Genomic DNA, 23015 nt, shown 5'->3' with positions numbered 1-23015 from the left:
TCGTCGATGCGTGGCTGTCGACCAGCAGACTAAGGTGGGGCTACCGGGCCAACAAGCGGTCAGGCGATCAATCGCGCGATCGTGAAGTGGCGCGTAAGCCGCTCCAGCCGAGTGCCGCTTTTGCTCCACAGCCCAGCTTACCTTAAGTCGCGTTGCCTTTTTGCTTTTGGCGGGATATTGAAATTCTTCTGCGAAACAGTGGCGTTTCCAATTTTGCCTGGGCAGCCGTCGTCCGGCTTGCGCCGCTGCCATGGCTTTGTCGGCTTCGACCAGTGCATGGGTGACGTAATCGCATGACGAATGATGATTGGCGAATTGGCGCTTTGTTTTCCCGCAGTGGCGTAACGGCGGCGGCGGAAACGGCTGAAGCGAACGCGACGCTGCTGGCCAGCGAGGAGATAAATTCGGCGGGCGGTGTGCTGGGACGCCAGTTTGCGCCGGTATTCTACGATCCGGCATGCTCCGCGGAGCGTTATCGGGAGCTTGCCGTTCGCCTGCTTGCCGAAGATGGCATCAAAGTCATCTTCGGATGCTATATGTCATCGGCCCGCAAGGCCGTCCTTCCGGAAATCGAGGCGCATCGCGGCTTGCTGTTCTACCCGACCTTCTATGAGGGTTTCGAATATTCGACACGGTGCTTCTATACGGGCTCTTCGTCCAACCAGAACGCGGTGCAGCTCGCGCAATATCTGATTGAAAACTACGGCAAACGGTTCCTTCTCATTGGATCGAATTACGTATTCCCTTATGAGTACAACCGGGTTGTCGCCGATCTGGTGACGCGGGCGCATGGGCGGATCGTCGACGAGATCTATGTGCCAGTGGAAGCTGCCCGACATGACTTCGACCATGTGGTCAAGCAGATCAGGAAGTTGAAGCCGGATATCGTCGTGTCGACGGTTGTGGGAACCGGTGCCGTCCTGCTTTATGAGGCATACAAGGAGGCTGGTTTCGACGCCACGACCATGCCGATTGCCAGTCTGACGACCACCGAAGCGGAAGTGGCCGAGATGTTGCCGGAAGTCGCCGCCGGCCATTTGACCTCCGCGTCATTTTTCGAGACGCTGGCAACGCCTCAGGCTCAGCGCTTCGTTGCAGCCTATAAGAGCCGTTTCGGCGCCTCGGCGCCGGTCACAGCCAGTGCAGAGGCGGCCTATTTCCAGGTTCACCTCTATGCCAAGGCTCTGGAACTGGCGGGCAAGGACGAACCGGAAGCAATTGCCAGGCAACTGGCCGGCCTGGAATTCGAAGCGCCGCAAGGCCGAGTGCGGGTGGATCCGGACAACCATCATACGGAGTTATGGTCTCGCATCGGGCGCATCAATTCGCAAGGCAAGTTCGACATAGTGTGGCAATCGGAGACCAGAATCAGACCGGATCCCTATTTCGTGACCGCGTCATATGATGATTGGTTGGGCGCGCAGCATCAATTGAAACGCCAAGGATAGTGGATCGTTCTCGGTGTCGACAAAGATACTCCAGGACCTGAAGGGTCTGCGCGTTCAGGTTATTCACCCGCCGGATTCGGCAGGTTTGGCGCTGGTGGAGCATCTTCGACGCATTGGCTGCAGTTGCGAGACGACCTGGCCACTGCCGGATGCGATAAGTCCATCTGCGGTTGTGGTTCTGGTTTCGATAGAGCAGGAAAATCGTGAAAAAATCCTGCGGCTGTTTCGGCCGATCCAACCCTCCGATCCCGCCCTGTTGGCGGTTGTCTCCTATGAAGACCCGAGTACGCTTCAGGTGGTCCTCGAATGCGGCGCCCTGGCGGTCATCGAACGTCCGATCCGTCCCTTCGGCCTTCTCACCAATCTGACGATTGCCCGGGCACTGTGGATGGAGCGGCAGAACGCAAGCAAACGGATCCGCAAGCTGGAACGCAAGCTCGCCGGCAACAACCGGATACTGAGAGCCAAAAGCATTCTCATGGAAACCCAGGGTCTGACCGAACGCGATGCCTATGAGAATATTCGCAGGCAGGCCATGGCGAAGCGCGTTCCAATGGATGATCTCGCCTCCGCGATAATCAATGCACATGAGCTATTGACCTACAGAGAAATGCGTGACTAGAATAAAAATTGACGCAGAGTGAAGTCTGCATCACAGGTGTTGGACAATGTCGTCGGCACCTAAAGGCTGGGTAGCCCGCAAACTCCTGAACGGAGTTGGCGGGTTTTTTTGTTTCGGCTCTAGCCAACAGGGCTGTTGGCCGCCGTTACTTTGATCCGATCACGGCATCGGCCCGCAAATCGGCAACGATTTTCGGAAATGCATGATGCGTGAATTAGGGTGCCTTTTGCGTGCCATGGGTACGCGCTGCGCTCCGACTGGTTCCCAGGGTTCGGCGGCGCGTTGCTCGCCCTCCGGCTGGCTGCAGGCGTCCAGCCTTGCAACTCCTAAGAAAGCCGTCCGTGCATCCGGGCTCGCTTGCCCGTGGAAGCCGGGGCGGTGCTTACCTCGTATGGGTTCGGCATTTGAAGCTGTTTTCGAAATTGAAAGGAGGCATTCGTAGTCAATTTAAGATAGATATAATCAATCCATCGCATAGTATAACATTATGCTGCATTTGTTCGTGAATGTGGCAAGATGTGCTATTTTTTATTTTGCATGTCTTCATGTATCATAATAAAAAATGTTTCATGTAGGTTGATTTATTCTTTCTTTATGTCAGTCTGATTTCGGCCGCAAAGGGGCGGCTTCAAAAATGAAGCGCACGAAGATGCGTCTAGGAGGAGTAATGAAAAGCCAAAATCGACGTACCTTTCTGAAGGCCTCCGGTCTTGCTGCCGTCGGGCTGGCCACCCCCGCGATATTGCGTCTCGGTGACAGAGCTTGGGCAGCCGACGAGATACCGGTCGGGGTCATGTATTCTTTGACCGGCACCACGGCGATCGTCGAGAAATCGATGAACCAGTGCGCCCAAATGGCAATTGAAGAAATCAATGCGAAGGGTGGCGTTCTCGGCCGCAAGTTGCGTGCGATAGTCGAGGATCCAGCCTCCGAACCGCGCATATATAGCGAAAAAGCTCGCAAGCTCGCCATGGAAGACCAGGTGCCGGTCATTTTCGGCTGCTACACCACGGCCAGCCGAAAGGCTGTGTTGCCGGTTGTGGAGCGGCGCAAGGGGCTATTGGTCTGGCCGACATGGTATGAAGGCGAGGAATGCTCCAAGAACGTGCTTTACGCAGGTTCGGCAGTGCCCAATCAGCAGCTCGAGAATTCGCTGCCATGGCTGAAGAACAAGCTCGGCAGGAACAAAGTATTCATTGTCGGTTCCGACTATGCCTTTCCCCGAGGAATGGCCAAGACCTCGAAGACGATCTGCCAGAATATCGGCATGGAGGTGGTCGGCGATGAATACCTGCCGCTCGGACACACAGAATGGGCTTCGATGGTATCGAAGATCGGCTCGAGCGGCGCCGATGTGATCTTCTCCAATGTCGTCGGCGATTCGATCGTCGCCTTCTATCGCGAGCTTCGCAATCAAGGCTATGACTTCGACAAGCTGCCCCTGTGTTCCTCGACGACAACGGAGGTCGAGATCAAGGCCATGGGGCCTGAATATGCGCTCGGCAGCTACGTCTCGCTGCCATACTTCCAGACCGTCGACACGCCTCAGAACAAGACCTTCGTCGAAGCGTTCAAGGCCTTTGCCGGCGCCGACGCGGTGACCCACGCGGCGATGGAGGCCGTCTATATCGGTGTGAATATGTGGGCCATGGCGGCTGAAAAGGCCGGCGACGTTTCACCTGAAGCGGTTATCGCCAATGTCGGTGGGCTTTCGTTCGACGCGCCGCAAGGCAAGGTCACCATCGATCCCGAAAACCTGCACACATATCTGACACCCCGTATCGGCAAGACGCGGGCCGACGGCCTGCTGGATATCGTCGATCAGTACGCCGAGCCCCTCATGCCGCTGCCGTATTCGAGCGTCGGCGAGACGGCTGAAAAGCGGACCTGTACCGCCGAAGGCGCCAGGCTCTAGCAGGCAACGCACTCAGGCGGTAGAGGGCCGGCGCGAGCAATCGCGCCGGTCGAGAAACGCGCACCCTGTTGAGATGAAAGCGGCATGGAAACATTCGTAATTGGACTGAGTATCGCCTCCATTCTGTTCATGGTCGCCCTTGGCTTGGCGATCATCTACGGAACGATGAAGGTCATCAATATGGCCCATGGCGAAATGGTGATGATCGGTGCCTACACGACGGTTCTGGCGACCAAGCATCTCGGCTTCAACATCTATCTCTGCCTGCCGCTGGCCTTCCTGGTGACGGCGACCTTCGGGTACGTCATCGAGCGGACGGTCGTTCGCCGGCTTTACGGCCGGCTGCTCGACACCTTGCTGGCGACATGGGGCATTGCCCTCATCTTGCAGCAACTCGTGCGCATCCACTTCGGGTTGGGTCTGTTCGGCATTCAGATAGACGGGCTTGGTTCTGACCTTCAGAACGTGCCCGTTCCCGCGGAGTTGCAGCAGGCGTTCCATTTTCTAGGCGCGAACATTCCGATCTACCGGACGTTCGTTTTCGTGGCTGCCTTGCTTTTGGGAGCCCTCAGCTGGTGGCTTATCTTCAAGACGCGTTTTGGAAGTCAACTTCGCGCGGTCTCGGTGGCGCGCAACACGGCGGCCGCCTGCGGCATCAATGATAAGCGCGTCAACACGCTTGCATTTGCCTATGGCTCGGGACTGGCCGGGGTTGCGGGTGTGCTTGTCTCAGGCTTCAAGACGGTCTCTCCGGATATGGGCACGCCCTATGTCGTTGATGCGTTCCTGGTGGTTGTTGCCGGCGGCGTTGGCCATCTGATCGGCACCTTCGCCGCCGCCGGCATACTGGGCGAAGTCCAGAGCTTCGTCGCGACCTGGCTGAATGATGTTTACGGGCGAACAGTTCTGTTCACCGTCGTCATCCTCATCCTCCTTTTCAAGCCGCAGGGCCTCTTCGTCACCAAGAGCCGCTGACCCCAAGGCCCGAACGTGGACAAGCATATGACCTATCGTAACGCTTCCATCGCAGCCTACATCGTATTTTTCGCAGTCGTGCTTGCGCTTCCCTTGGTGCTGAACAGTTTCTGGACCAATCGCGTCGCGACCTATCTTGTCTATTCCATCTGCGCGCTGGGCATCAGCATGTCGTGGGGCTATGCCGGCATCCTCAGCCTCGGCCAAGGGCTGTTCTTCGGCATGGGCGCGTACATGCTGGCGATGTCGCTGACTCTGGCGATCCCTGAAAACAATCCGGTGCCGGAACTCATGCTGCTCAATATGGAGCCGGACGCCATACGCGATCTTTGCTGCGTCACGCCGGGGTCGTTCCTCTGGATACCGTTTCGGTCGGTTGCCTTCGGAATGATCGCCGCGATCGTGGTGCCCTGCGTGCTCGCGGCCGCCGTCGGTTACGTTATGTTCAAGCGTCGCACCACCGGCGTCTATGTGAGCATCATAACGCTCGCTTTCGCGCTGATCGGTCAGTTGCTGATCATCAACAACCAGCCGCTGACCGGCGGCTTCAACGGACTGGCGAGCCTGGCGCTGCTGGAGATCGGCGGCTTTGAGTTCGATCCTTATGGGCCAAGCGTCTATTATCTTGTCGCGATCACCCTTCTGATCGTGATTTTGGCCGCGCGCTATATGCTTTCAGGCCGCATCGGCCAGGTTTTGAAAGCTATCCGTGAGGACGAGGCGCGCGCACGCTATCTCGGCTACAATGTCGAGAACTATAAGCTCTTCATCTTCTGCATCTCGGCCGGCGTGGCTGGCCTGGCCGGTATGCTTTTCACGCTGACCGCGGAATTTGCCGCGCCATCGCTGATGGCCGTTCCCTTCAGCATTTCCATGGTCATCTGGGCGGCAACCGGCGGTCGCGCGTCCCTGCTTGGAGCCTGCATCGGCGCGCTGATCGTCAATTTCATCGGTTCCCTCGCCAGTGAGAGCGCGACGTTCCAGCCGGTCTGGCCAATCATCCTCGGTGGTCTGTTCGTCTTCGTCGTGCTCGTCATGCCGAACGGAATCGCCGGGATCTTCAAGGATCTGATCGACAGGCGGCCAGGTTTGAAGACGCAAAGCCTGAAGACCGAGGAGGCGTGAGCGGTGACGATCCACAGTTTTGCAGAAGTCGAACCCCGAACCTCCACCACTCCGATTCTTCGGACAAAGAATCTCACCGTAAGGTTCGATGAGTTTCCGGCGGTGAGCAATGTCGACTTGTCGATAGAAGACGGCGAACTGCGCGTAATCATCGGTGCGAACGGCGCGGGGAAGTCGACGCTGTTGGATCTGCTCTGCGGCAAGACCCTGCCGTCCGAGGGCGAGATCTGGCTGCGTGACACCAACATCACCGGCATCGGTGAGGCGGCGATCGCCAGGAGCGGCGTCGGCCGCAAATTCCAGACACCGACGGTCTTCAAGGAAATGACCGTGCTCGAGAATCTCCAGGTAGCCAGCGATCGCCGCGTGCGGGTCTTCGAAAACCTGCTTCAGCGCGTCCGCGCCAGGCCGAACGACACGGAAGTTGCCGTCGCCGAGCGGACAGGCCTGCTTGGCCTGATGAACCGCAAGGCTTCGGAATTGTCGCATGGGCAACTTCAGTGGCTCGAACTGGCAATGGTTCTCAGCCAGGACCCGAAGATCATCCTTCTCGATGAGCCGGCGGCCGGCATGACTGCGGCGGAAACCGACAAGACGGCGGAACTGCTGCTCGACCTTGAGGGCCGCCACACCGTGCTGGTGATCGAGCACGACATGGCGTTCGTCCGGCGCATCTGCCGGACCATCACCGTCATGCATCAGGGGGCGATCCTGGCCGAAGGAACGGCCGAGGAGATCGAGCACAACCCCGCAGTGATCGAGGCATATCTTGGATCGGCAACGCTCAGCCATGCTTAAATTCAGCAACCTCAATGTGTTCTACGGAACAAGCCACATCATTCATGGCCTCAATCTCGAGATTAAAAAGGGTGAGACCTTCTGCCTGTTGGGACGCAATGGTGTTGGCAAGACCACCCTGCTCAGAAGCCTTCTCGGCATAGATGTGCGTACGACGGGCGCCATCGAGTTCGAGGGCGCCGATATCAGCAGGGACCTCACCTACGAACGTGCGCGGCGCGGTATCGGTTATGTCCCGCAAGGCCGCGAAATCGTTCCAGGCCTTAGCGTGCTCGATAATATCTTGCTCGGCTGCAATGCCCGCGCCGACGGCAACATGTCGGTGCCGCCCTTGGTCTGGACGCTGTTTCCGTTCCTGAAGGACCATCTGAACCGCCGCGGCACCAATCTCTCGGGTGGACAACAGCAGCAGCTCGCAATCGCCCGCGCGCTGGCGACGGATCCCAGCATCCTCGTTCTTGACGAACCGACCGAAGGCATCCAGCCGAACATCGTCGAGGACATCGAACGGGCGATCATCTCGCTCAACCGAGACCATGGGTTGACGATCATACTGGTCGAACAGAAAATTCGTTTCGCGCGCACGGCGGGACATCGCTTCGCCATCCTGGAAAAGGGGCGCATCGCCGCATCGGGTGAGACTGCGGAACTCAGCGGCGAGCTGATCCGCAAGCACATGAGCTTGTAGCAGCAGAAAGGTTCCGGCAAATGATCCGTGTTGAAAGTGTGCTTGGCAGCCGGACCGATCCGGCCTTTCACGAAACGCTGCATGATCTGGAGCATCACGGCAAGGTCGAGTTCGTGACCATCGAGCCGCATGATCTTGACCGGCGGCGCCTCATGTCCCTCACCGAAGAGGGCGAAGAGGTGGCAATCACGCTGCCGCGTGACCAGAAGCTCTATGATGGCGCGGTGCTGCTTCTGGATGCCGAGCGCGCCATCGTCGTGCGTTCCGGCAAGCAGCGTTGGCTGCGGCTGTCAGCGCATTCGGCAAGCGATGCGCTGGAGCTCGGCTATCATGCCGGTAACCTTCATTGGCGTGTGCGTTTCGATGGCGACGATCTTCTCGTCGCACAGGATGGGCCGGCCGAGGCTTATGCGGAGCGCATCGAGCCGATGGTTTCGAGTGGACGCGTCGAGCTGTCGGAGGAGACCGAATGAACGTGCCAACCGCAAGCCTGCTTGTGGCGTTGCAGCATGCCGACGGCCAGTTTCCATCGGGCGGCTTTGCCTTCTCGCAAGGGCTCGAAGCTTCTTCCTCCCTTGCCGATCGGCTCGGCGAGTTCGATTTCGCCCGCTTTGTGGAAGGGCAGATCCTCTACCGCTGGGCCGAGTCCGATCGTGTGGCTCTGGTGCGGGCACATCGACTTGCCGGCAAGTTGGAGGAAATTGCCGAACTCGATCGCGAGGTCGAAGCATCGACCTTTACCGAGGGCCTGCGGGCCGGCTCGCGGCGCAACGGCCTGGCGCTGTTGACGGCGCATCAGCGGCTCGGCACCGCAGGCGCGGCAAGCTATCGCGCGCTGATCCGGACCGGTTCGGCCTGCGGCCACCTGGCCGTGGTTCAGGGATTGCTCTGGCGGACGCTCGACCTCGACGAGGACACCGCGGTGGCGATGGGCGGTTATCAGATGGTGGCCTCGCTTGCGACGGCCGCGGTGCGGCTTGGCGTCATCGGCGCGATCGAAGCTCAGGCGGCGATTGGCCGGGCATTGCCACTGATCGAAGCGGCAAGTGCGGCACCTGTCGCCGATGACGAGCCGCTTCGTTCCTTCACGCCGCTTTGCGAGATCGCCGTGGCGCTGCATGGCGCCTCCGGTCAGCGCCTATTTTCCAATTGAGTGCCCGCCCATGATAGCGCGGATCTCGCACAAGAACTGTCCTGAGGAGGATTGTCACCGATGCTTCTGACCCCCACCGAACTGGAACGCCTGACGATATACACGGCAGCCGAACTCGCACGCAAACGTCGCGCCAAGGGCCTCCTGCTGAACTATCCGGAAGCCGTGGCGATCATCACCGATGAGATCCTCGAAGGGGCTCGCGAAGGGCGATCCGTTGCTGAGATGATGTCGATCGGCTCGCAAATCCTCACTCAGGCCGATGTGATGCCCGGTGTCGCCGCGATGCTGCCGATGTTGCAGGTGGAGGCGACGTTTCGCGACGGCACCAAGCTGGTTACCGTGCATGAGCCATTGCGGCCGGCGGCCGGCGCTGCCGCCGATACCATGGAACCGGGAGGCATCATCGCCCAGGACGGCGAGATTGAACTGAATGCAGGCCGCCCAAAGGTCACGCTTACAGTGGTCAATACCGGTGACCGGCCGGTGCAGATCGGCTCCCATTACCACTTCTTCGAGGTCAACAAAGCGCTCGATTTCGACCGCGAGCAGGCGTTCGGCATGCGGCTGGATATCGCCGCCGGCACGGCGGTGCGCTTCGAGCCGGGACAGGAAAAGGAAGTTTCGCTCACAAGCTTCGGTGGCCGACAGGAACTGTCGGGTCTCAACGCGCTTTCGAACGGGAGAGCCGACGACGCGGCGGTGAAGGCCGCCGCTCTTGAAAATGCACGCACGCGCGGTTTTCGCGGCGCCTGAGGAGAAAAGCGATCATGGCAAGAGTTTCCCGCCGCGAATATGCTGCAATGTATGGGCCGACGACCGGTGACGGCGTTCGGCTCGGCGACACCGAACTGGTCGCCGTCGTCGAGAAAGATTTCGCCGTCTATGGTGACGAATGCCTGCATGGCGGCGGCAAGACCCTGCGCGACGGCGCCGGGCTGGCAGCGGGCGTAACCAGCGCCCAAGGCGCGCTCGACTTCCTGCTGTGCAATGTCACCGTGATTGATGCCGTGGTCGGCATCGTCAAGGGCGATCTTGGCATCAAGGACGGCAAGATTGTCGGCATCGGCAAGGCCGGCAATCCGGCAATCATGGACGGTGTCGATCCGCGCCTCATCGTTTCGGCGGCCACCACGGTGCGCGATTGCGAGGGGCTGATTGCCACCGCTGGCGCGCTGGACGTGCATGTTCATTTCGACAGCGCCCAGCTTTGCGATCATGCCATCGCGTCCGGCATCACCACCATGCTCGGCGGCTCGCTTGGCCCGATCACGGTGGGCATCGACTGCGGCGGCCCCTTCAACGTCGGCAAGATGCTGCAGGCGGCCGAGGAATGGCCAATCAATTTCGGCTTTCTGGGTCGCGGCAACTCGCACAAGCCCGCATCGCTGGTGGAGCAGATCGAGACGGGGTGCCTCGGACTGAAGCTGCACGAGGACTGGGGCACCATGCCGGCCTCCATCGACACCTGCCTGACGGTTGCCGATGAGCTCGACTTTCCCGTCCAGATCCACACCGACACGCTGAACGAATCCGGCTTCCTCGAAGATACACTGGCCGCCATCAACGAACGCACCATCCACATGTATCACACCGAAGGCGCCGGCGGCGGCCATGCGCCTGACATCATCAGAGTGGCGGGCGTTCCCTGGTGCCTGCCGTCGTCGACCAACCCGACCAATCCCTACACGGTCAACACCTTCGACGAACATCTCGATATGACCATGGTTTGCCATCATCTAAATCCGGCGATCCCGGAGGATGTGGCCTTTGCCGAAAGCCGTATTCGCGCCCAGACCATCGCCGCCGAAGATATCCTGCACGACATCGGTGCGATCTCCATGCTGGGCTCCGACAGCCAGGGCATGGGCCGCATCAACGAAGTGATCTGCCGCACCTGGCAGCTTGCCGACAAGATGAAGAAGCAGCGCGGCCGGCTGCCAGAGGAAACCACGGGTTTCGGCGACAATGAGCGCATCAAGCGCTACATCGCCAAATACACCATCAACGCCGCCCGCACCTTCGGCATCGCTGAGCATGTCGGCTCGCTGGAAGACGGCAAGATGGCCGATATCGTCATCTGGCGGCCGGCCTTCTTCGGCATCAAGCCCGAGCTGGTCATCAAGGGCGGCTTTATCGCATGGGGAGCGATGGGCGACAGCGCCGCTTCGCTGATGACGTGCGAGCCATTGTTGCTGCGTCCGCAATGGGGCGCTTTCGGCCGCGCCAAGCAGGCGCTTTCGGCCTGTTTCGTCAATCCGCTGGCGATCGAGCGCGGCCTTTCCAGAACGCTCGATCTGCGCAAGGCGCTGCTGCCTTCGCGCGGCACCCGCGACCTGCGCAAGAAGGACATGTTGCACAATGATGCATGTCCCAACATCCGTGTCGATCCGCAGACCTTCGACGTGTTCGTCGACGGCGAATTGGCAACCTGCGAACCGGCACACGAACTGCCGCTGACACAGCTTTACATGTTGAGGTGAGATCATGGACGTCAGACCTTCCACCGGCGCTTCATCGCCATCGCGTGTCGGGGCGGCTCGTGTCGGCATCGGCGGCCCGGTCGGTTCGGGCAAGACCGCGCTGATCGAAAAGCTCATTCCCGCCTTTGCCGAACGAGGCGTTTCGCTTGCGATCATCACCAATGATCTCGTCACCATAGAGGACGCCGAGCGCATCAGGCGCTCCGGGCTTATCGATCCGGATCGCGTTGCCGCGGTGGAGGCGGGCGCTTGCCCACATACCGTCATTCGCGAGGACCCCACCCTCAACATCGCCGCCGCCGACGACCTGGAGGCGCGCTATCCCGACGTCGAGCTGGTGCTGATCGAGAGCGGCGGCGACAATCTCGCGTCGACCTTCTCGCTCGACCTGGTCGACTGGTGGATGTTCGTCATCGACGTTGCCGGCGGAGACGACATTCCGCGCAAGAAGGGTCCCGGCGTCCTGAAATGCGACCTGCTGGTGGTCAACAAGAAGGACCTTGCCGTGCATGTCGGAGTCGATCTGGAGAAAATGGAAGCCGCAGCTCGTTCCGCGCGTGCCGGACGTCCGACGGTTCTCACCAATTGTCGGACGGGCGACGGCGTCGGCGAGATTGCCGACCGCATCATCGCGGACGTGCTGTTTCGATGACCTCGCACTGGCCCAGAACCCAGGAGCGGGATCCTTGGGCGCCTCGGGAGCAAGTCGGCGTTCCCGGCGGCCGCTTCGAACTGTCCTTCGCCCGTCATGGCGCGCGCACTCATATCGGGCGGCAGTTCGTGTCCTATCCCTTCCACATCACGCGCCCCTTCGCGCTTGATGCAGCCATCCCCTCGCTTCTCACCATATACCAGCAGTCCTCCTCGGGCGGTCTTTACCGTGGCGAGCAGTTGTCCAGTTGCTATGAACTCGGCGCGAATGCCGCCGCTCATATCACCACGCAGGCCGCGACCATCGTGCACGACTGTCACAGTCAGCCGGTACGTCAGCACAGCAAAGTGATCATGGAAGAGGGGGCGTTTCTGGCGCTTACACCCGATCCGCTGGTGCTTTTCCCGGGCGCTGCCTGCGAAAACACGTTGATCGCGCGTCTGGCGCCCGGCGCCATCCTGCTTCTGGCCGATGCCTTCGCCAGGCACGATCCCGACGACCGGTCGCGCTGGTTCGACCAACTGAGCTCGAACGTCAGAATCGAGGACAGCTCAGGCCGCCTTCTGGCGCGCGATTGCTTCCGCATTGGAGGAGATGCGCTGGCTGGTGCGGCGTCGCCCATCGGCAACTGGCGGGTCGTCGCCAACTACATGCTGCTTGGCGATTGCTCGCTTCTGCCGTCGCGGCAGACGCTGGCGGAATCCCTGAGTTTTGCGGAATGTGTGACCGGAGTGAGCGAACTGCCGAACGGAATTGGTTGGGGCATCCGCTGCCTGGCCGCCAACGCCATAGCGGCTCGCGCGGTATCCGAACGCCTCTTCGTTCTGGCCGTCGACGCGGCATTCGGCGCCTCACCAACCCCGCGTCGTAAATGACGGCACGGTTGCGACATCTCGAAGATAGCTGCCCATAGCATGAAAGGAAGACAAACATGAACCGCAAGATACTCGTCAATCTAGCAGCGTCGGCGCTCATGACGGTGGTGCCAAGTCTGGCATTCGCACACACCGGCATAGGCCATGCGAGCGGCTTCGCGCACGGCTTTGCGCATCCGCTGGGCGGCCTCGACCACGTTCTGGCGATGGTGATGGTCGGCCTTTTGGCCGCGCAGCTTGGCGGCCGGGCATTGTGGCTGGTGCCGGCGAGCTTCGTTGCCGTCATGGCGCTCGGCGGCGGGCTTGGCCTTGCCGGGTTCGGCCTGCCCTTCGTCGAACTCGGCATCGCCCTGTCGATCGTCGTGCTTGGCGCGGCCGTCGCCTTCGGGCTGACCGCCCCGGTTGCCGCCGCCATGGGGCTGGTCGGCTTCTTCGCCATCTTCCACGGCCATGCCCATGGCGCCGAGATGCCGGAGACGGTGGGTGGCCTCGCCTATGGCAGCGGCTTCATCGCCGCCACCGCGCTGCTACATGCAGCGGGCCTTGCCGGCGGGCTCGTGCTCGGCCGCGCCGCTGAGGCGAAGGGCGCCACGCTGGTCAAATGCCTGGGCGGTGCCGCCTCGCTGGCCGGCGTCGGCATCCTCACCGGCGTTCTGTGAGCCGCCAAGAGGCGCCCAACAACCGGGCGCCTCTCGACTTATCAATGCGACCTGGAAAGGAAAGCAATGACGGAGTTCTTCAGTGCGGCAGGCCCGCCGCTGGGTGAAAAGACACAGGCACTAAAAGTTTCTCGACGTGTGAGCGCGCCTTTGCTCATTCCCCTCTATTCTCAAAATCCCCATGCGCCTCGAGACCGTCGCGAAACCATGCTGCAGGCCGCGATCGGGCGCGAAGTTCGGAGCTGTCGCAGGAAGCATGACATGACGATCATGGAACTCGCTTCCTCAGCGGGTATCTCCATAGGAATGCTTTCCAAGATCGAAAACGGCTCCATTTCTCCCTCCCTCAACACGCTCCAGGCGCTGGCAACCGCGCTCGGCCTGCCGATGACCTCATTGTTCAGGCGCTTCGAGGAAAAGGACGAAGCGACTTTCGTCAAGGCTGGCGAGGGCGTGAATGTCCAACGGCGTGGGACGCGTGCCGGTCATCACTATAAACTTCTCGGCTATTCCGGTGCCAGCAGCAGCGGCCTTGTCGTCGAGCCTTATCTCATCACCCTGACCGAACCCTCGGATGAATTCCCCATCTTCCAGCATGGCGGCATAGAGTTCCTCTACGTGTTGGAAGGCGAGGTCGTCTATGGCCATGGCAGGAACCGCTATCGCATGACCCAGGGGGACAGCCTGTACTTCGACGCGGATGCCCCTCATGGGCCCTACGAACTGACGAAATTACCGATCCGGTTCCTGTCGGTGATTTCATATCGGCAAGGGGCATCGAACGAGAGCCTGGACAAGGCCGCGACATGAATGTTGTGAGGAGGAAAGACATTTGCCGTGCTCAGGCGAAAATCACCTCATCGCGTCGTGTCGGGCTGTTTTCCGGTGGCGTTTCATGTCACATTAGAGAAACGTGTTTTTGGCGAATGGCGGCTTTGGCACGGCAGGATCGATAGCACGACCACGGCCGGGTGCGGCCGGCAATGAAACACACATTGGAGGGTCGAATGTTCGCATTCAGTGCTGGCACGGGCTGCGGCTGACATGGGCTCCACAAGCGAACCCTGGCGGGTCGGCGTCCTTTTTTCACGATCGGGCGTCACCGGGTCAATCGAAGAGACGCAGCTCAAGGGAACGATGCTCGGGATCGCCGAGATCAATGCGGCGGGAGGCATCAACGGCCGCGAAATCGTTCCGATCATCTATGACCCGACCTCGAGCACGGAGCTCTATTCGCACTACGCGCGCAAACTGTTGATCGAGGATCGGGTCACGACCATCTTCGGCTGCTACACGTCGACCAGCCGCAAGGCAGTATTGCCTTTGGTCGAAAGGGTGAATGCGCTGCTATGGTATCCCACCCGCTACGAAGGCTTCGAGTTCTCGCCGAACATCATCTATACCGGCTCGTCGCCAAATCAGAACACGGTCGAGCTCATCAACTATCTGGTGGCCACGCACGGCAACCGGTTCTATCTGATCGGCACCGACTATTGCTATCCGCGGCACACCAACAGGATCGTGCGTGACATGGTATGCGGCCAAGGCGGGGCAATCGTCGGAGAGGAGTATATCGGCTTCGGTGCCGACGCCAACGACTTCAGACCGATCATCCGCGACCTTCGCAATCGCAAACCCGATGTGATCTTCTCTACAATCGTGGGGCAGGCGATCGCGCACTTTTATCAGGCTTATGCGGATGCCGGCTTCAATCCAGGCACCATGCCCATTGGCAGTCTCAACACCAGCGAGGCCGAATTGGGCGCCATGGGCAAGGACGTGGGGGCAGGGCACATCACTGCGGCGGCCTACTTCGAGAGCGTGTCCAATGACGAGAACGCCCGCTTCGTCAGGTTGTTCAAGGAACGATTCGGCGAGGATGCATCGACCAACATGTGCGCCGAAGCCGCCTACTTCCAGGTTCACCTGTTTGCTCAAGCCATTGCCGAGACAAACAGCATGGAAACGGACATATTGCGCCCTGCCGTTCTGGGCAGGGAGATCTCGGCTCCTCAAGGGCGCATCGGCATCGACTACAAGAACAGTCATGCCGAGCTTTGGACGCGAATTGGCAAGGCATCCGAAGCCGGTAACTTCGACATTGTGCGCGAATCCGTCGTTGCGCTCCGGCCCGACCCATTTTTCGTAACCTGAGGAACCAGACGTGAACACCTCGCTTTCTTCCCGCAGTGTTGATGGCGCAACTGCGGATGGTTCGCGCCAGGCCAGCAATGCACCACCCCGAGCGGTGCGCGCCGGCGGCGGCGTTCAAAGTGAGTTGCGCCGTTCGACGGTGTTGCTCGCGCACCCCAACGACGGTCAGGGCGATGCGGTTCTACGCGAGGTGCGACGCTTGGGATGCCGGGTTGAGATGGTGTGGCCGCCGCCGGTCCTTCCGCCGCTGGGCTTTGACTTTGCTCTCGTTGCAATCGACGCTGATGTCCTGTTGGCCGCCCCTTGGCTGTCTGGCGCTCCGCCAGTGCCGGTCGTGGCGGTGGTTGACGGCGAAAAAGGGCTCCCGGCCGACGTGCTCAGGCTCTCCAATGCGCAGGCCGTTCTGGTCAAGCCCTGTCAGCCCCCCGCGGTGCTCACCAACCTGGCCTTGGCGCGCCAGATTTTCAGCTATGAGCGGCGGCTCTTGAACAAGGTGGCCAAACTCGAGGAAACGCTGCATGCGTCGCGCCAGATCGAACAGGCGAAGCACATCCTGATGAAGCAGCGGAATCTGCGCGCAAACGAGGCCTACGACTACCTGCGGCAGCAGGCGATGAGCAAACAAAAATCCATTGCAGTAATTTCTGCTGCCCTGGTTGACGCTTATGGACTTATAGAGTAGAGTGCAAGTGTTCGTGATGCATATGGCTCACGTTGGTTCCTAGAGAACCGGAATTCGCGGCAAAAGCGCTGCGCTCCATAGAGGATCGAAATTGAACCTCGCGCAAACTCAGGTTTCCTGAGTGCGCGGGGTTTTTGCGTTCTGTTGCCTGCGACGCGCCTGGGAGGAAAATACAGGATCGGAAGTAGCTGAAGTCCGGCCAATCCAGTTGGATTGGACGGGAAATCTTTGTCCAAAGTAGAAAAATATAACGGCAAATCCACATGGATTTGCTGAGCGGCGGATCTATGTCTAACGGAGGATGTAAACTGTGGCACCGTGGAAAATCAACAAGGAAGTTGACTACGAAATCTTCGAGCTTGGCGACCTCAAGCTCCAAAAAGGAATGACGCTTCCGAACGCAAAGCTGGCCTACAAGACCTTCGGCAAGCTGAATGCCGACAAGAGCAATGTCATTGTCCTTCTGACTTACATGGCCTCGACCCACTATGACAACCAGTGGGTAATTCGCGAAGGTAGCGCGCTCGATCCAAGCAAGTATTTCATCATCATCCCCAATGTATTCGGCAACGGGCTTTCGTCGTCGCCAAGCAACCAGCCTCCGCCGTACAACAAGGCGCGATTCCCTCTCGTAACCTATTACGACAACATCAAAGCCCAGCATCGCCTTCTTACCGAGAAGTTCGGCATCAAGAAGATCAAGCTCGTTACCGGTTGGTCGATGGCCGCCGCCCAGACCTTCCATTGGGCAGCACTCTATCCTGACATGGTCGAAAACATCTGCCCGACGGCAGGATCGGCCAAGACAGCCCGGCACAACCACGTGATGCTCGAAGGGGTAAAAGCCGCTCTAACTGCGGACGACGCCTTCAAGGAAGGTTGGTACGACGACCAGCCTTACAAGGGGCTGCGTGCCATGGGCCGTGTCTACGCAGGTTGGGGCTTCTCGCAGGAGTTCTTCCGCAAGGAAGAATATCTCGAGCTCGGCTACCAATCGGTGGAGGACTTCATTGTCGGCTACTGGGAGGATTGGTTCAATCTGCGAGACGCCAACAACATGGTCTCGATGATCCACACTTGGCAGGCCGGCGACATCAGCGACAACGAACTCTACAACGGCGATTTCGTCAAGGCGCTCAACGCCATCAAGGCCAGAGCCATCGTGATGCCCGGCAACTGCGATCTCTACTTCCCTCCGGAGGACAGTGAGTTCGAGGTCGCCAACATGCCCAACGCGGAACTTCGCCCCTTCATCTCCAGCCACGGTCACTTCGCCGGTGGCTCGGGCCTGAGGGAAGCTGATGTCAAGTTCCTCGACAATGCCTGGCGCGAATTGCTCGGCTCCTGAACACACGACGGACTTTCAAGCATGAAACCAGATGGCCGATCGATCCGGATCGGCCAAATCACAGGGGATTCTGAAAATGACAATAACGACGAACATAAATCGCAGGTCATTTCTCAAATCGACCGCAGGTGCGGCGGCGGGCCTCGGTCTTCTCGGCGCGGGAGGAAGTGCATTCGCCGCTGACGACACGATCCGTATTGCGAGCCTGCTCGACTTGTCGGGCGGTCTGGATGCCGCCGGCAAGCCGATGCAGGACGCAATCACGTTGGCGGTCGAGGAAATCAACCAGGCTGGAGGCCTGCTCGGCAAGCAGATCAGCCTGATCACCTATGACACTCAAACCGATATGCGGCTTTATCCTCAATATGCCCAGCAAGCCGCTTTGAAAGACAAGGTGGCTGCCGCATTTGGCGGCATCACGTCAGCTTCGCGCGAAGTGATGCGGCCGGTTTTCCGGCGAATGAACACGCTCTACTTCTACAATACCCAGTATGAAGGTGGGGTTTGCGATCGCAACATCTTCTGCACCGGCATCACACCGGCGCAAAAACAGTCGAAGCACGTGCCTTACGCCATGAACAAGTGGGGCAAAAAGATCTATACCCTGGCTGCCGACTACAACTATGGCCAGATCACTGCGGACTGGACTCGCAAATATTGCTTGGAAAACGGCGGCCAGATTGTGGGACAGGATTTCTTCCCGCTCGATGTCACCAATTTCGGCTCGACAATTCAAAAGATCCAGGCAGCTAAGCCCGACCTGATCTACACAGTGCTGGTCGGCGGCGCGCATCAGTCCTTCTATCGGCAATGGGCGGCCGCAGGGATGAATACGCGCATCCCGATGGCGTCCACCACCATGACCATCGGTGGCGAGCAGATGGTTCTCGCGCCCGAGGAAACCAACGGCATCCTGTTGTGCTTCAACTATTTCGAAGCACTCGACACGCCGGCGAACAAGGCCTTCCTTGAACGTTTCCATAAGCGCTTCGGCGCCGACTACCCTTATGTGACCGAACTGGCGATGGCCACCTACCAATCGGTTTTTCTGTGGGCGGAAGGCGTCAAGCGCGCCGGCACGGTCGAGAGGATGCCGGTCATCGAGGCGCTCGAGTCCGGCATAAGCCTCGATCTGCCGAGCGGAAAATTCTCGATCGATCCGCAAACTCACCACGTGGTCATGGATATCAACATCGGCCAGGTCCAGGACCGCAAGATCAATATCCTCGAGAGCTACCCGCAACAGCAACCGCTCGACACTTCGGGCGTGTGCGACCTCAAGAAGAACCCTGACGACAACACGATGTACGTCATCAAGGTTTGATCGATCCAGACATGTTGCGTGGCGTTTGGCGCGGTCGCGTTCGAACGCCTCCAACCATCAGAGGCTATGCCGGTATGGACCTGCTCGTTGTACTATCGATTGAAGCCTTAAGGGCTGTCGCAAGCCTGGCGCTGATCAGCGTCGGCCTGGCGATTATCTTCGGCATGATGCGGGTCATCAACCTCGCTCATGGCGAATTCCTCATGCTTGGTGGGTACGCCGCGATTGTGGCAACCAAGGCCGGGGTCAATATCTGGGTGGCGACGCTGCTCATCAGCCCCGTGGTGGTGGGCGTCATCGGCGTCATTATCGAGCGGACCGTCATACGATTTCTGTACGGCCGACCGCGCGACACCATGCTCGCCACCTGGGGGTTGAGCTTGTTTCTCGTCGGCCTGGCGACAACCATTTTCGGCAATACGACCGAGGGCATTTCGGCGCCGGCAGGCTCTCTGCAAGTCGGCAACTATCATATCGCCGCTTACTCGCTGATCATCGTCCTGATCGCGGCTGTCGTGTTTGCGTCGATCTGGGCAGTGTTCCGGCATACCCGTTACCGCTTGATAGCGCGCAGCACGATGCAGAACCCGGATATGGCGGCCGCGCTTGGTGTCAATCCGCCCGCAGTCTACGCCGCCACCTTCGGCATAGGTGCTGGTCTTGCCGGACTAGCCGGAGGCGTCATGGCCCCGATCACCGGCATAGTTCCGACCATAGGCGCCGCTTATGTCGCCAAGGCGTTCATCACCGTCATTGGCGGCGGTCCAGCGGTGCTGGCCGGAACCGTATCGGCCTCTGTGCTGTTCGGCGCCATCGACCAGATAATCACCTATCTTTCCACTCCGGTCATCGGCGAGGTCGCGTTGCTCGCGGCTGCTGTCGTCCTGCTGAGGTTCATGCCGCTCGGCATCACCGGACGCTTCTTCAGGAGGGCATCATGACCGACATCTTTAGTGGTACCGGCGGATTGTTGGCCGCCGCCATCGTGGGCCTGGCATTGCTGTTTGCCATACCCCTGCTTGCCGGTCCTGTCCTGATGATCGAGCTGACGTCCTATGTGATCCTTGCAATCTTGGCGCTCAGCCTCGGCCTCATCTGGGGGTATGGCGGCATCCTTTGCTTCGGCCAGTCCGCTTTCTTCGGAATTGGCGCCTATGCCTACGCCATCGCCGTTATAAACATCGGTGACAGCACCATTCCATTGATCTTGTCGGTGGCGGTGCCAGCCCTGTTTGCTGCCCTGCTCGGCTATTTCCTGTTCTATGCTCGCATTACCGACGTCTATTTCGGCGTTATCACGCTTACCGTCACCTTGATCCTTTACAAGCTGATGGGCTCGACGTCGGGCGCGGAATATACGATCGGTAACGCACCGATTGGCGGTTACAACGGCATTCCAGGCATTCCTCCGCTCAATCTGCCCGGTGCTCCGGACAAAGTTCTGTCACTGGATGGGCTTTTCTACGCCTCCGGTCTGACACTGCTGGCGGTATATCTCGGCCTGCGCATCATGCTGAAAAGCCGCTTCGGCCAGGTCGTGGTAGCTGTTCGCGAAAACGAGCGGCGCGCCGAGCTCCTCGGCTACGATGCGCGCTTCTACAAGCTTGCCGCGTTTACGCTTGGTGGAGGCATCGCCGGCCTTTCTGGTTGCCTATTTGCCAATTGGGGAATGTTCATCAGCCCGGATGTGTTTGGCCTTGCCCAGTCGGCGCAGGTCATCATCTGGGTCATTGTGGGCGGTACCGGAACGTTGCTCGGCCCGATCGTCGGATGCTTCATCGTTCAATGGCTTGCCACGCAGCTTGGCACTCAGCAACTCCTCAACGCCAATCTCGTGCTTGGCATCATCCTGATCGGCTTCGTGCTGTTGGTGCCGAAGGGCATCGTGCCCTCGGCCTGCGATCTCATGCAGCGTGCTCATCTGCGCGGCACCGCGCCTGTCCGGCTGACACAGGAAAGGAGGGCATCATGAGTGCCGAATGCGTGCTGCAAACCCGCGGACTCGAGAAGCGGTTCGGCGGCGTCGTCGCCATCTCCAGCGTTGATTTCAATCTGAAGCAGCGCGAACTGCGATGCTTGATAGGCCCCAACGGTGCTGGGAAGAGCACATTCTTCAAGATGCTGACGGCGCAGCTCAAGCCGACAACCGGGCAAATATTTTTCGACGGCGTCGACATCACCCACGCCGAGCCGCATCAGGTCAGCCAGATGGGCATCGGCATAAAAAACCAAGTGCCGGACGTCTTCAACAATCTGACCGTACTCGAAAACATTTCCATCGCCGCACGGTCGCGGCACAACAAGGCACGCGCGGCCGTGATCGGCAAGGACGTGATGGAGCGGCTCGGCTTGACCGCCCTGTCGGGCCGGCTGGTCGGCGAACTTGCGCACGGGCAGCGCCAGTGGGTGGAACTCGCCATGGTGGTGGCGCTCGAGCCCAAGCTCATCCTGCTGGATGAGCCCGCCGCCGGCATGACGGCGGATGAGACCAACCGAACCGCCGCTCTGATCCAGGAGGTCAACAAGTCCGCAGCCATCGTCGTGGTCGAACACGACATGCAGTTCATCAAGCAGATTGCCCACACCGTAACCGTCTTTCATCAGGGACGGGTGCTCGTCGAAGACACGATGGAGAACGTTCAGGGCAATGAACTGGTCCGTGAAGTCTATCTGGGCAAGGTCGACGACGATGATTGAAGTTACGAATCTTCACTCCGGCTACGGCCGCATTCCGATCCTGCACGGCATCGATTTCGAGATGAAGTCAGGTGAGGTGGTAGGAATACTTGGCCATAACGGCATGGGCAAAACGACACTGCTTCGTACGCTGGTCGGCCAGATCAAGGCAACGGGAGGCCGCATCGATTTCGCAGGCGAGGACATCACGCGGGCAAGCACCGCAGAGCGCTCCCGCGCGGGCATCGGCTATGTGCCGCAGGGAAGGGACATATTCCCGCAGCTCTCCGTGCTGGAAAATATGCGGATGGGGGAGATCATGCGGGCAGGCAGCGCCATCCCCGAAATGCTGGAGCATTTTCCCGTGTTGAAGGATCTGCTTGACCGGCCGGGCAGAGGCTTGTCCGGCGGCCAGCAGCAGATACTCGCACTGGCGCGCTGCCTTTGCGGACGGCCGAAGCTAATCCTGCTCGACGAACCGACGGAAGGCATTCAGCCGTCAATTGTCGATCTCATCGCGGAGAAGCTGGGAGAGCTGAAGGTTACGCTTGGACTTGGCATCATCCTGGTCGAACAGGACATCCGATTCATCCGGCAATTGGCGGATCGTGTTCTGATCATCCAGAAGGGCGCATTCGTAGCCGAAATATCGCCGCAACAACTTTACGACCGCGAAGCAGTCGATGCGCATCTCGGCATTTGATGCCGGCACTGCATTGCTGAGTTCCGTCATGTCCAAACCTATCGGTAAATCGAATGCTCAAGCTGAATGCCATTGTCGGATTGGCAACGGAAAGCCGGATAAGCGCGCAGCTTCATTTGCTGGATCACGAGGGACGCGTCGAATTCATCCTGCTGGATGACAGGGAGATTGCGCGCCGGCGAATTTCGGTGACGACCGATCGTGGCACTCCATGCTCGATCGCCTTGCCGCGAACGCAACGCCTCATCGACGGTGCCGTGCTTCTTCTCGAGGACAAGCGCGCCATAGTGGTCAGGGCCGAGCCGGAACGCTGGCTGGTCTTCAGTGCGGCCGATGCCGCCGCCGGTCTGGAACTCGGATACTGCGCCGGAAATATGCATTGGCCGGTGCGCTTCGAAGGCAGCCGCCTATATGTTGTCGGCGAGCTGGGAACGGGTCACGTGCTTGAGCGGCTGCATCACATTTTGCACCGGGGAGCGGTCAAGTTCCTGGGCGAGGGCAAGTGATCCGCTGAGGCGGGCCAAGGAAATCTCAGGGTGGTATCTTCGGGCCACCTGTGATGCTGAACACACCGATCGCAGCTTAAGTAGCCGGGCTACCCATTCACAAGCGACGGCTGCCGCAGCCAGCAAAATTGCTTGGGTGTCAATGTATTCGTTGACTTCGTTCAGTCCGTTCATACGATGCGGATGAAGAGGTGCAATAAGTCCAAACCAATCAACAAATGCACCTCCT

At 59.6% G+C, this 23015-nt stretch carries 24 protein-coding genes; all 24 read left to right on the top strand.

Annotated features, from left to right (window positions below):
- Nucleotides 1-293: 293 nt before the first annotated feature.
- The 24 genes from ACLKMW_RS09105 (at nt 294) to ACLKMW_RS08990 (ending at nt 22786) form a co-directional block, all read left to right on the top strand.
- On the top strand, nt 294-1448 hold the full coding sequence (locus ACLKMW_RS09105) for a transporter substrate-binding domain-containing protein (RefSeq protein ID WP_415724135.1): 1155 nt from the start codon (nt 294-296) through the stop codon (nt 1446-1448).
- 13 nt (nt 1449-1461) lie between these two features.
- Nucleotides 1462-2070 carry an ANTAR domain-containing response regulator gene (locus ACLKMW_RS09100; protein WP_415724134.1) on the top strand — a complete coding sequence of 203 codons (609 nt, stop codon included), beginning with the start codon at nt 1462-1464 and terminating at the stop codon, nt 2068-2070.
- Between the two features lie 667 nt (nt 2071-2737).
- Entirely contained in the window at nt 2738-3985 is a 1248-nt protein-coding gene (locus tag ACLKMW_RS09095; RefSeq protein ID WP_415724133.1) for a transporter substrate-binding domain-containing protein, read from the top strand.
- 84 nt (nt 3986-4069) lie between these two features.
- A complete protein-coding gene (gene urtB / locus ACLKMW_RS09090; RefSeq protein ID WP_415724132.1) occupies nt 4070-4960 on the top strand; it encodes an urea ABC transporter permease subunit UrtB in 891 nt (296 codons plus the stop codon).
- 27 nt (nt 4961-4987) lie between these two features.
- Entirely contained in the window at nt 4988-6085 is a 1098-nt protein-coding gene (urtC, locus tag ACLKMW_RS09085; RefSeq protein ID WP_415724131.1) for an urea ABC transporter permease subunit UrtC, read from the top strand.
- Between the two features lie 54 nt (nt 6086-6139).
- Nucleotides 6140-6883, top strand: a complete 744-nt coding sequence (gene urtD / locus ACLKMW_RS09080) for an urea ABC transporter ATP-binding protein UrtD (RefSeq protein WP_415724286.1) — start codon at nt 6140-6142, stop codon at nt 6881-6883.
- Nucleotides 6876-7571 carry an urea ABC transporter ATP-binding subunit UrtE gene (gene urtE / locus ACLKMW_RS09075; RefSeq protein ID WP_415724130.1) on the top strand — a complete coding sequence of 232 codons (696 nt, stop codon included), beginning with the start codon at nt 6876-6878 and terminating at the stop codon, nt 7569-7571. Before urtD ends, urtE begins: the two co-directional genes overlap by 8 nt.
- Before the next feature lie 20 nt (nt 7572-7591).
- On the top strand, nt 7592-8044 hold the full coding sequence (ureE, locus tag ACLKMW_RS09070; protein WP_415724129.1) for an urease accessory protein UreE: 453 nt from the start codon (nt 7592-7594) through the stop codon (nt 8042-8044).
- A complete protein-coding gene (locus ACLKMW_RS09065; protein ID WP_415724128.1) occupies nt 8041-8724 on the top strand; it encodes an urease accessory protein UreF in 684 nt (227 codons plus the stop codon). Before ureE ends, ACLKMW_RS09065 begins: the two co-directional genes overlap by 4 nt.
- 60 nt (nt 8725-8784) lie before the next feature.
- Nucleotides 8785-9480, top strand: coding sequence for an urease subunit beta (locus ACLKMW_RS09060; RefSeq protein WP_415724127.1), 696 nt, complete (start codon nt 8785-8787; stop codon nt 9478-9480).
- Nucleotides 9481-9494: 14 nt separating this feature from the next.
- Nucleotides 9495-11207, top strand: coding sequence for an urease subunit alpha (gene ureC, locus ACLKMW_RS09055; protein WP_415724126.1), 1713 nt, complete (start codon nt 9495-9497; stop codon nt 11205-11207).
- Nucleotides 11208-11211: 4 nt separating this feature from the next.
- Nucleotides 11212-11859, top strand: coding sequence for an urease accessory protein UreG (gene ureG / locus ACLKMW_RS09050; protein WP_415724125.1), 648 nt, complete (start codon nt 11212-11214; stop codon nt 11857-11859).
- The gene (locus ACLKMW_RS09045; RefSeq protein WP_415724124.1) at nt 11856-12734 is read left to right on the top strand and encodes an urease accessory protein UreD; all 879 of its coding nucleotides are present in this window, start codon (nt 11856-11858) and stop codon (nt 12732-12734) included. Before ureG ends, ACLKMW_RS09045 begins: the two co-directional genes overlap by 4 nt.
- A gap of 56 nt (nt 12735-12790) precedes the next feature.
- The gene (locus tag ACLKMW_RS09040; protein WP_415724123.1) at nt 12791-13393 is read left to right on the top strand and encodes a HupE/UreJ family protein; all 603 of its coding nucleotides are present in this window, start codon (nt 12791-12793) and stop codon (nt 13391-13393) included.
- Between the two features lie 66 nt (nt 13394-13459).
- On the top strand, nt 13460-14203 hold the full coding sequence (locus tag ACLKMW_RS09035; RefSeq protein WP_415724122.1) for a helix-turn-helix domain-containing protein: 744 nt from the start codon (nt 13460-13462) through the stop codon (nt 14201-14203).
- A gap of 234 nt (nt 14204-14437) precedes the next feature.
- Nucleotides 14438-15547: a transporter substrate-binding domain-containing protein gene (locus tag ACLKMW_RS09030; RefSeq protein ID WP_415724121.1), complete on the top strand. Its 1110-nt coding sequence runs from the start codon at nt 14438-14440 to the stop codon at nt 15545-15547.
- A gap of 10 nt (nt 15548-15557) precedes the next feature.
- Nucleotides 15558-16229, top strand: coding sequence for an ANTAR domain-containing response regulator (locus tag ACLKMW_RS09025; RefSeq protein ID WP_415724120.1), 672 nt, complete (start codon nt 15558-15560; stop codon nt 16227-16229).
- 310 nt (nt 16230-16539) lie between these two features.
- Nucleotides 16540-17577: an alpha/beta fold hydrolase gene (locus ACLKMW_RS09020; protein WP_415724119.1), complete on the top strand. Its 1038-nt coding sequence runs from the start codon at nt 16540-16542 to the stop codon at nt 17575-17577.
- 76 nt (nt 17578-17653) lie between these two features.
- The gene (locus tag ACLKMW_RS09015; RefSeq protein WP_415724118.1) at nt 17654-18901 is read left to right on the top strand and encodes an urea ABC transporter substrate-binding protein; all 1248 of its coding nucleotides are present in this window, start codon (nt 17654-17656) and stop codon (nt 18899-18901) included.
- Nucleotides 18902-18975: 74 nt separating this feature from the next.
- Nucleotides 18976-19842: a branched-chain amino acid ABC transporter permease gene (locus ACLKMW_RS09010; protein WP_415724117.1), complete on the top strand. Its 867-nt coding sequence runs from the start codon at nt 18976-18978 to the stop codon at nt 19840-19842.
- The gene (locus tag ACLKMW_RS09005; protein WP_415724116.1) at nt 19839-20873 is read left to right on the top strand and encodes a branched-chain amino acid ABC transporter permease; all 1035 of its coding nucleotides are present in this window, start codon (nt 19839-19841) and stop codon (nt 20871-20873) included. The genes ACLKMW_RS09010 and ACLKMW_RS09005 overlap by 4 nt, the downstream gene beginning before the upstream one ends.
- Nucleotides 20870-21598 (top strand): ATP-binding cassette domain-containing protein, encoded by a 729-nt coding sequence (locus tag ACLKMW_RS09000; protein ID WP_415724115.1) that lies wholly within the window; start codon nt 20870-20872, stop codon nt 21596-21598. Before ACLKMW_RS09005 ends, ACLKMW_RS09000 begins: the two co-directional genes overlap by 4 nt.
- Nucleotides 21591-22280, top strand: coding sequence for an ABC transporter ATP-binding protein (locus ACLKMW_RS08995; RefSeq protein ID WP_415724114.1), 690 nt, complete (start codon nt 21591-21593; stop codon nt 22278-22280). Before ACLKMW_RS09000 ends, ACLKMW_RS08995 begins: the two co-directional genes overlap by 8 nt.
- A gap of 53 nt (nt 22281-22333) precedes the next feature.
- Nucleotides 22334-22786 (top strand): urease accessory protein UreE, encoded by a 453-nt coding sequence (locus ACLKMW_RS08990; RefSeq protein WP_415724113.1) that lies wholly within the window; start codon nt 22334-22336, stop codon nt 22784-22786.
- The last annotated feature ends 229 nt before the right edge of the window (nt 22787-23015 follow it).

Source organism: Borborobacter xinjiangensis (assembly GCF_047739745.1).
GTDB lineage: Bacteria > Pseudomonadota > Alphaproteobacteria > Rhizobiales > Rhizobiaceae > Pseudaminobacter.
Note: the sequence above shows the minus strand (reverse complement) of the source record. Positions and strands in the feature narration are given on the sequence as shown.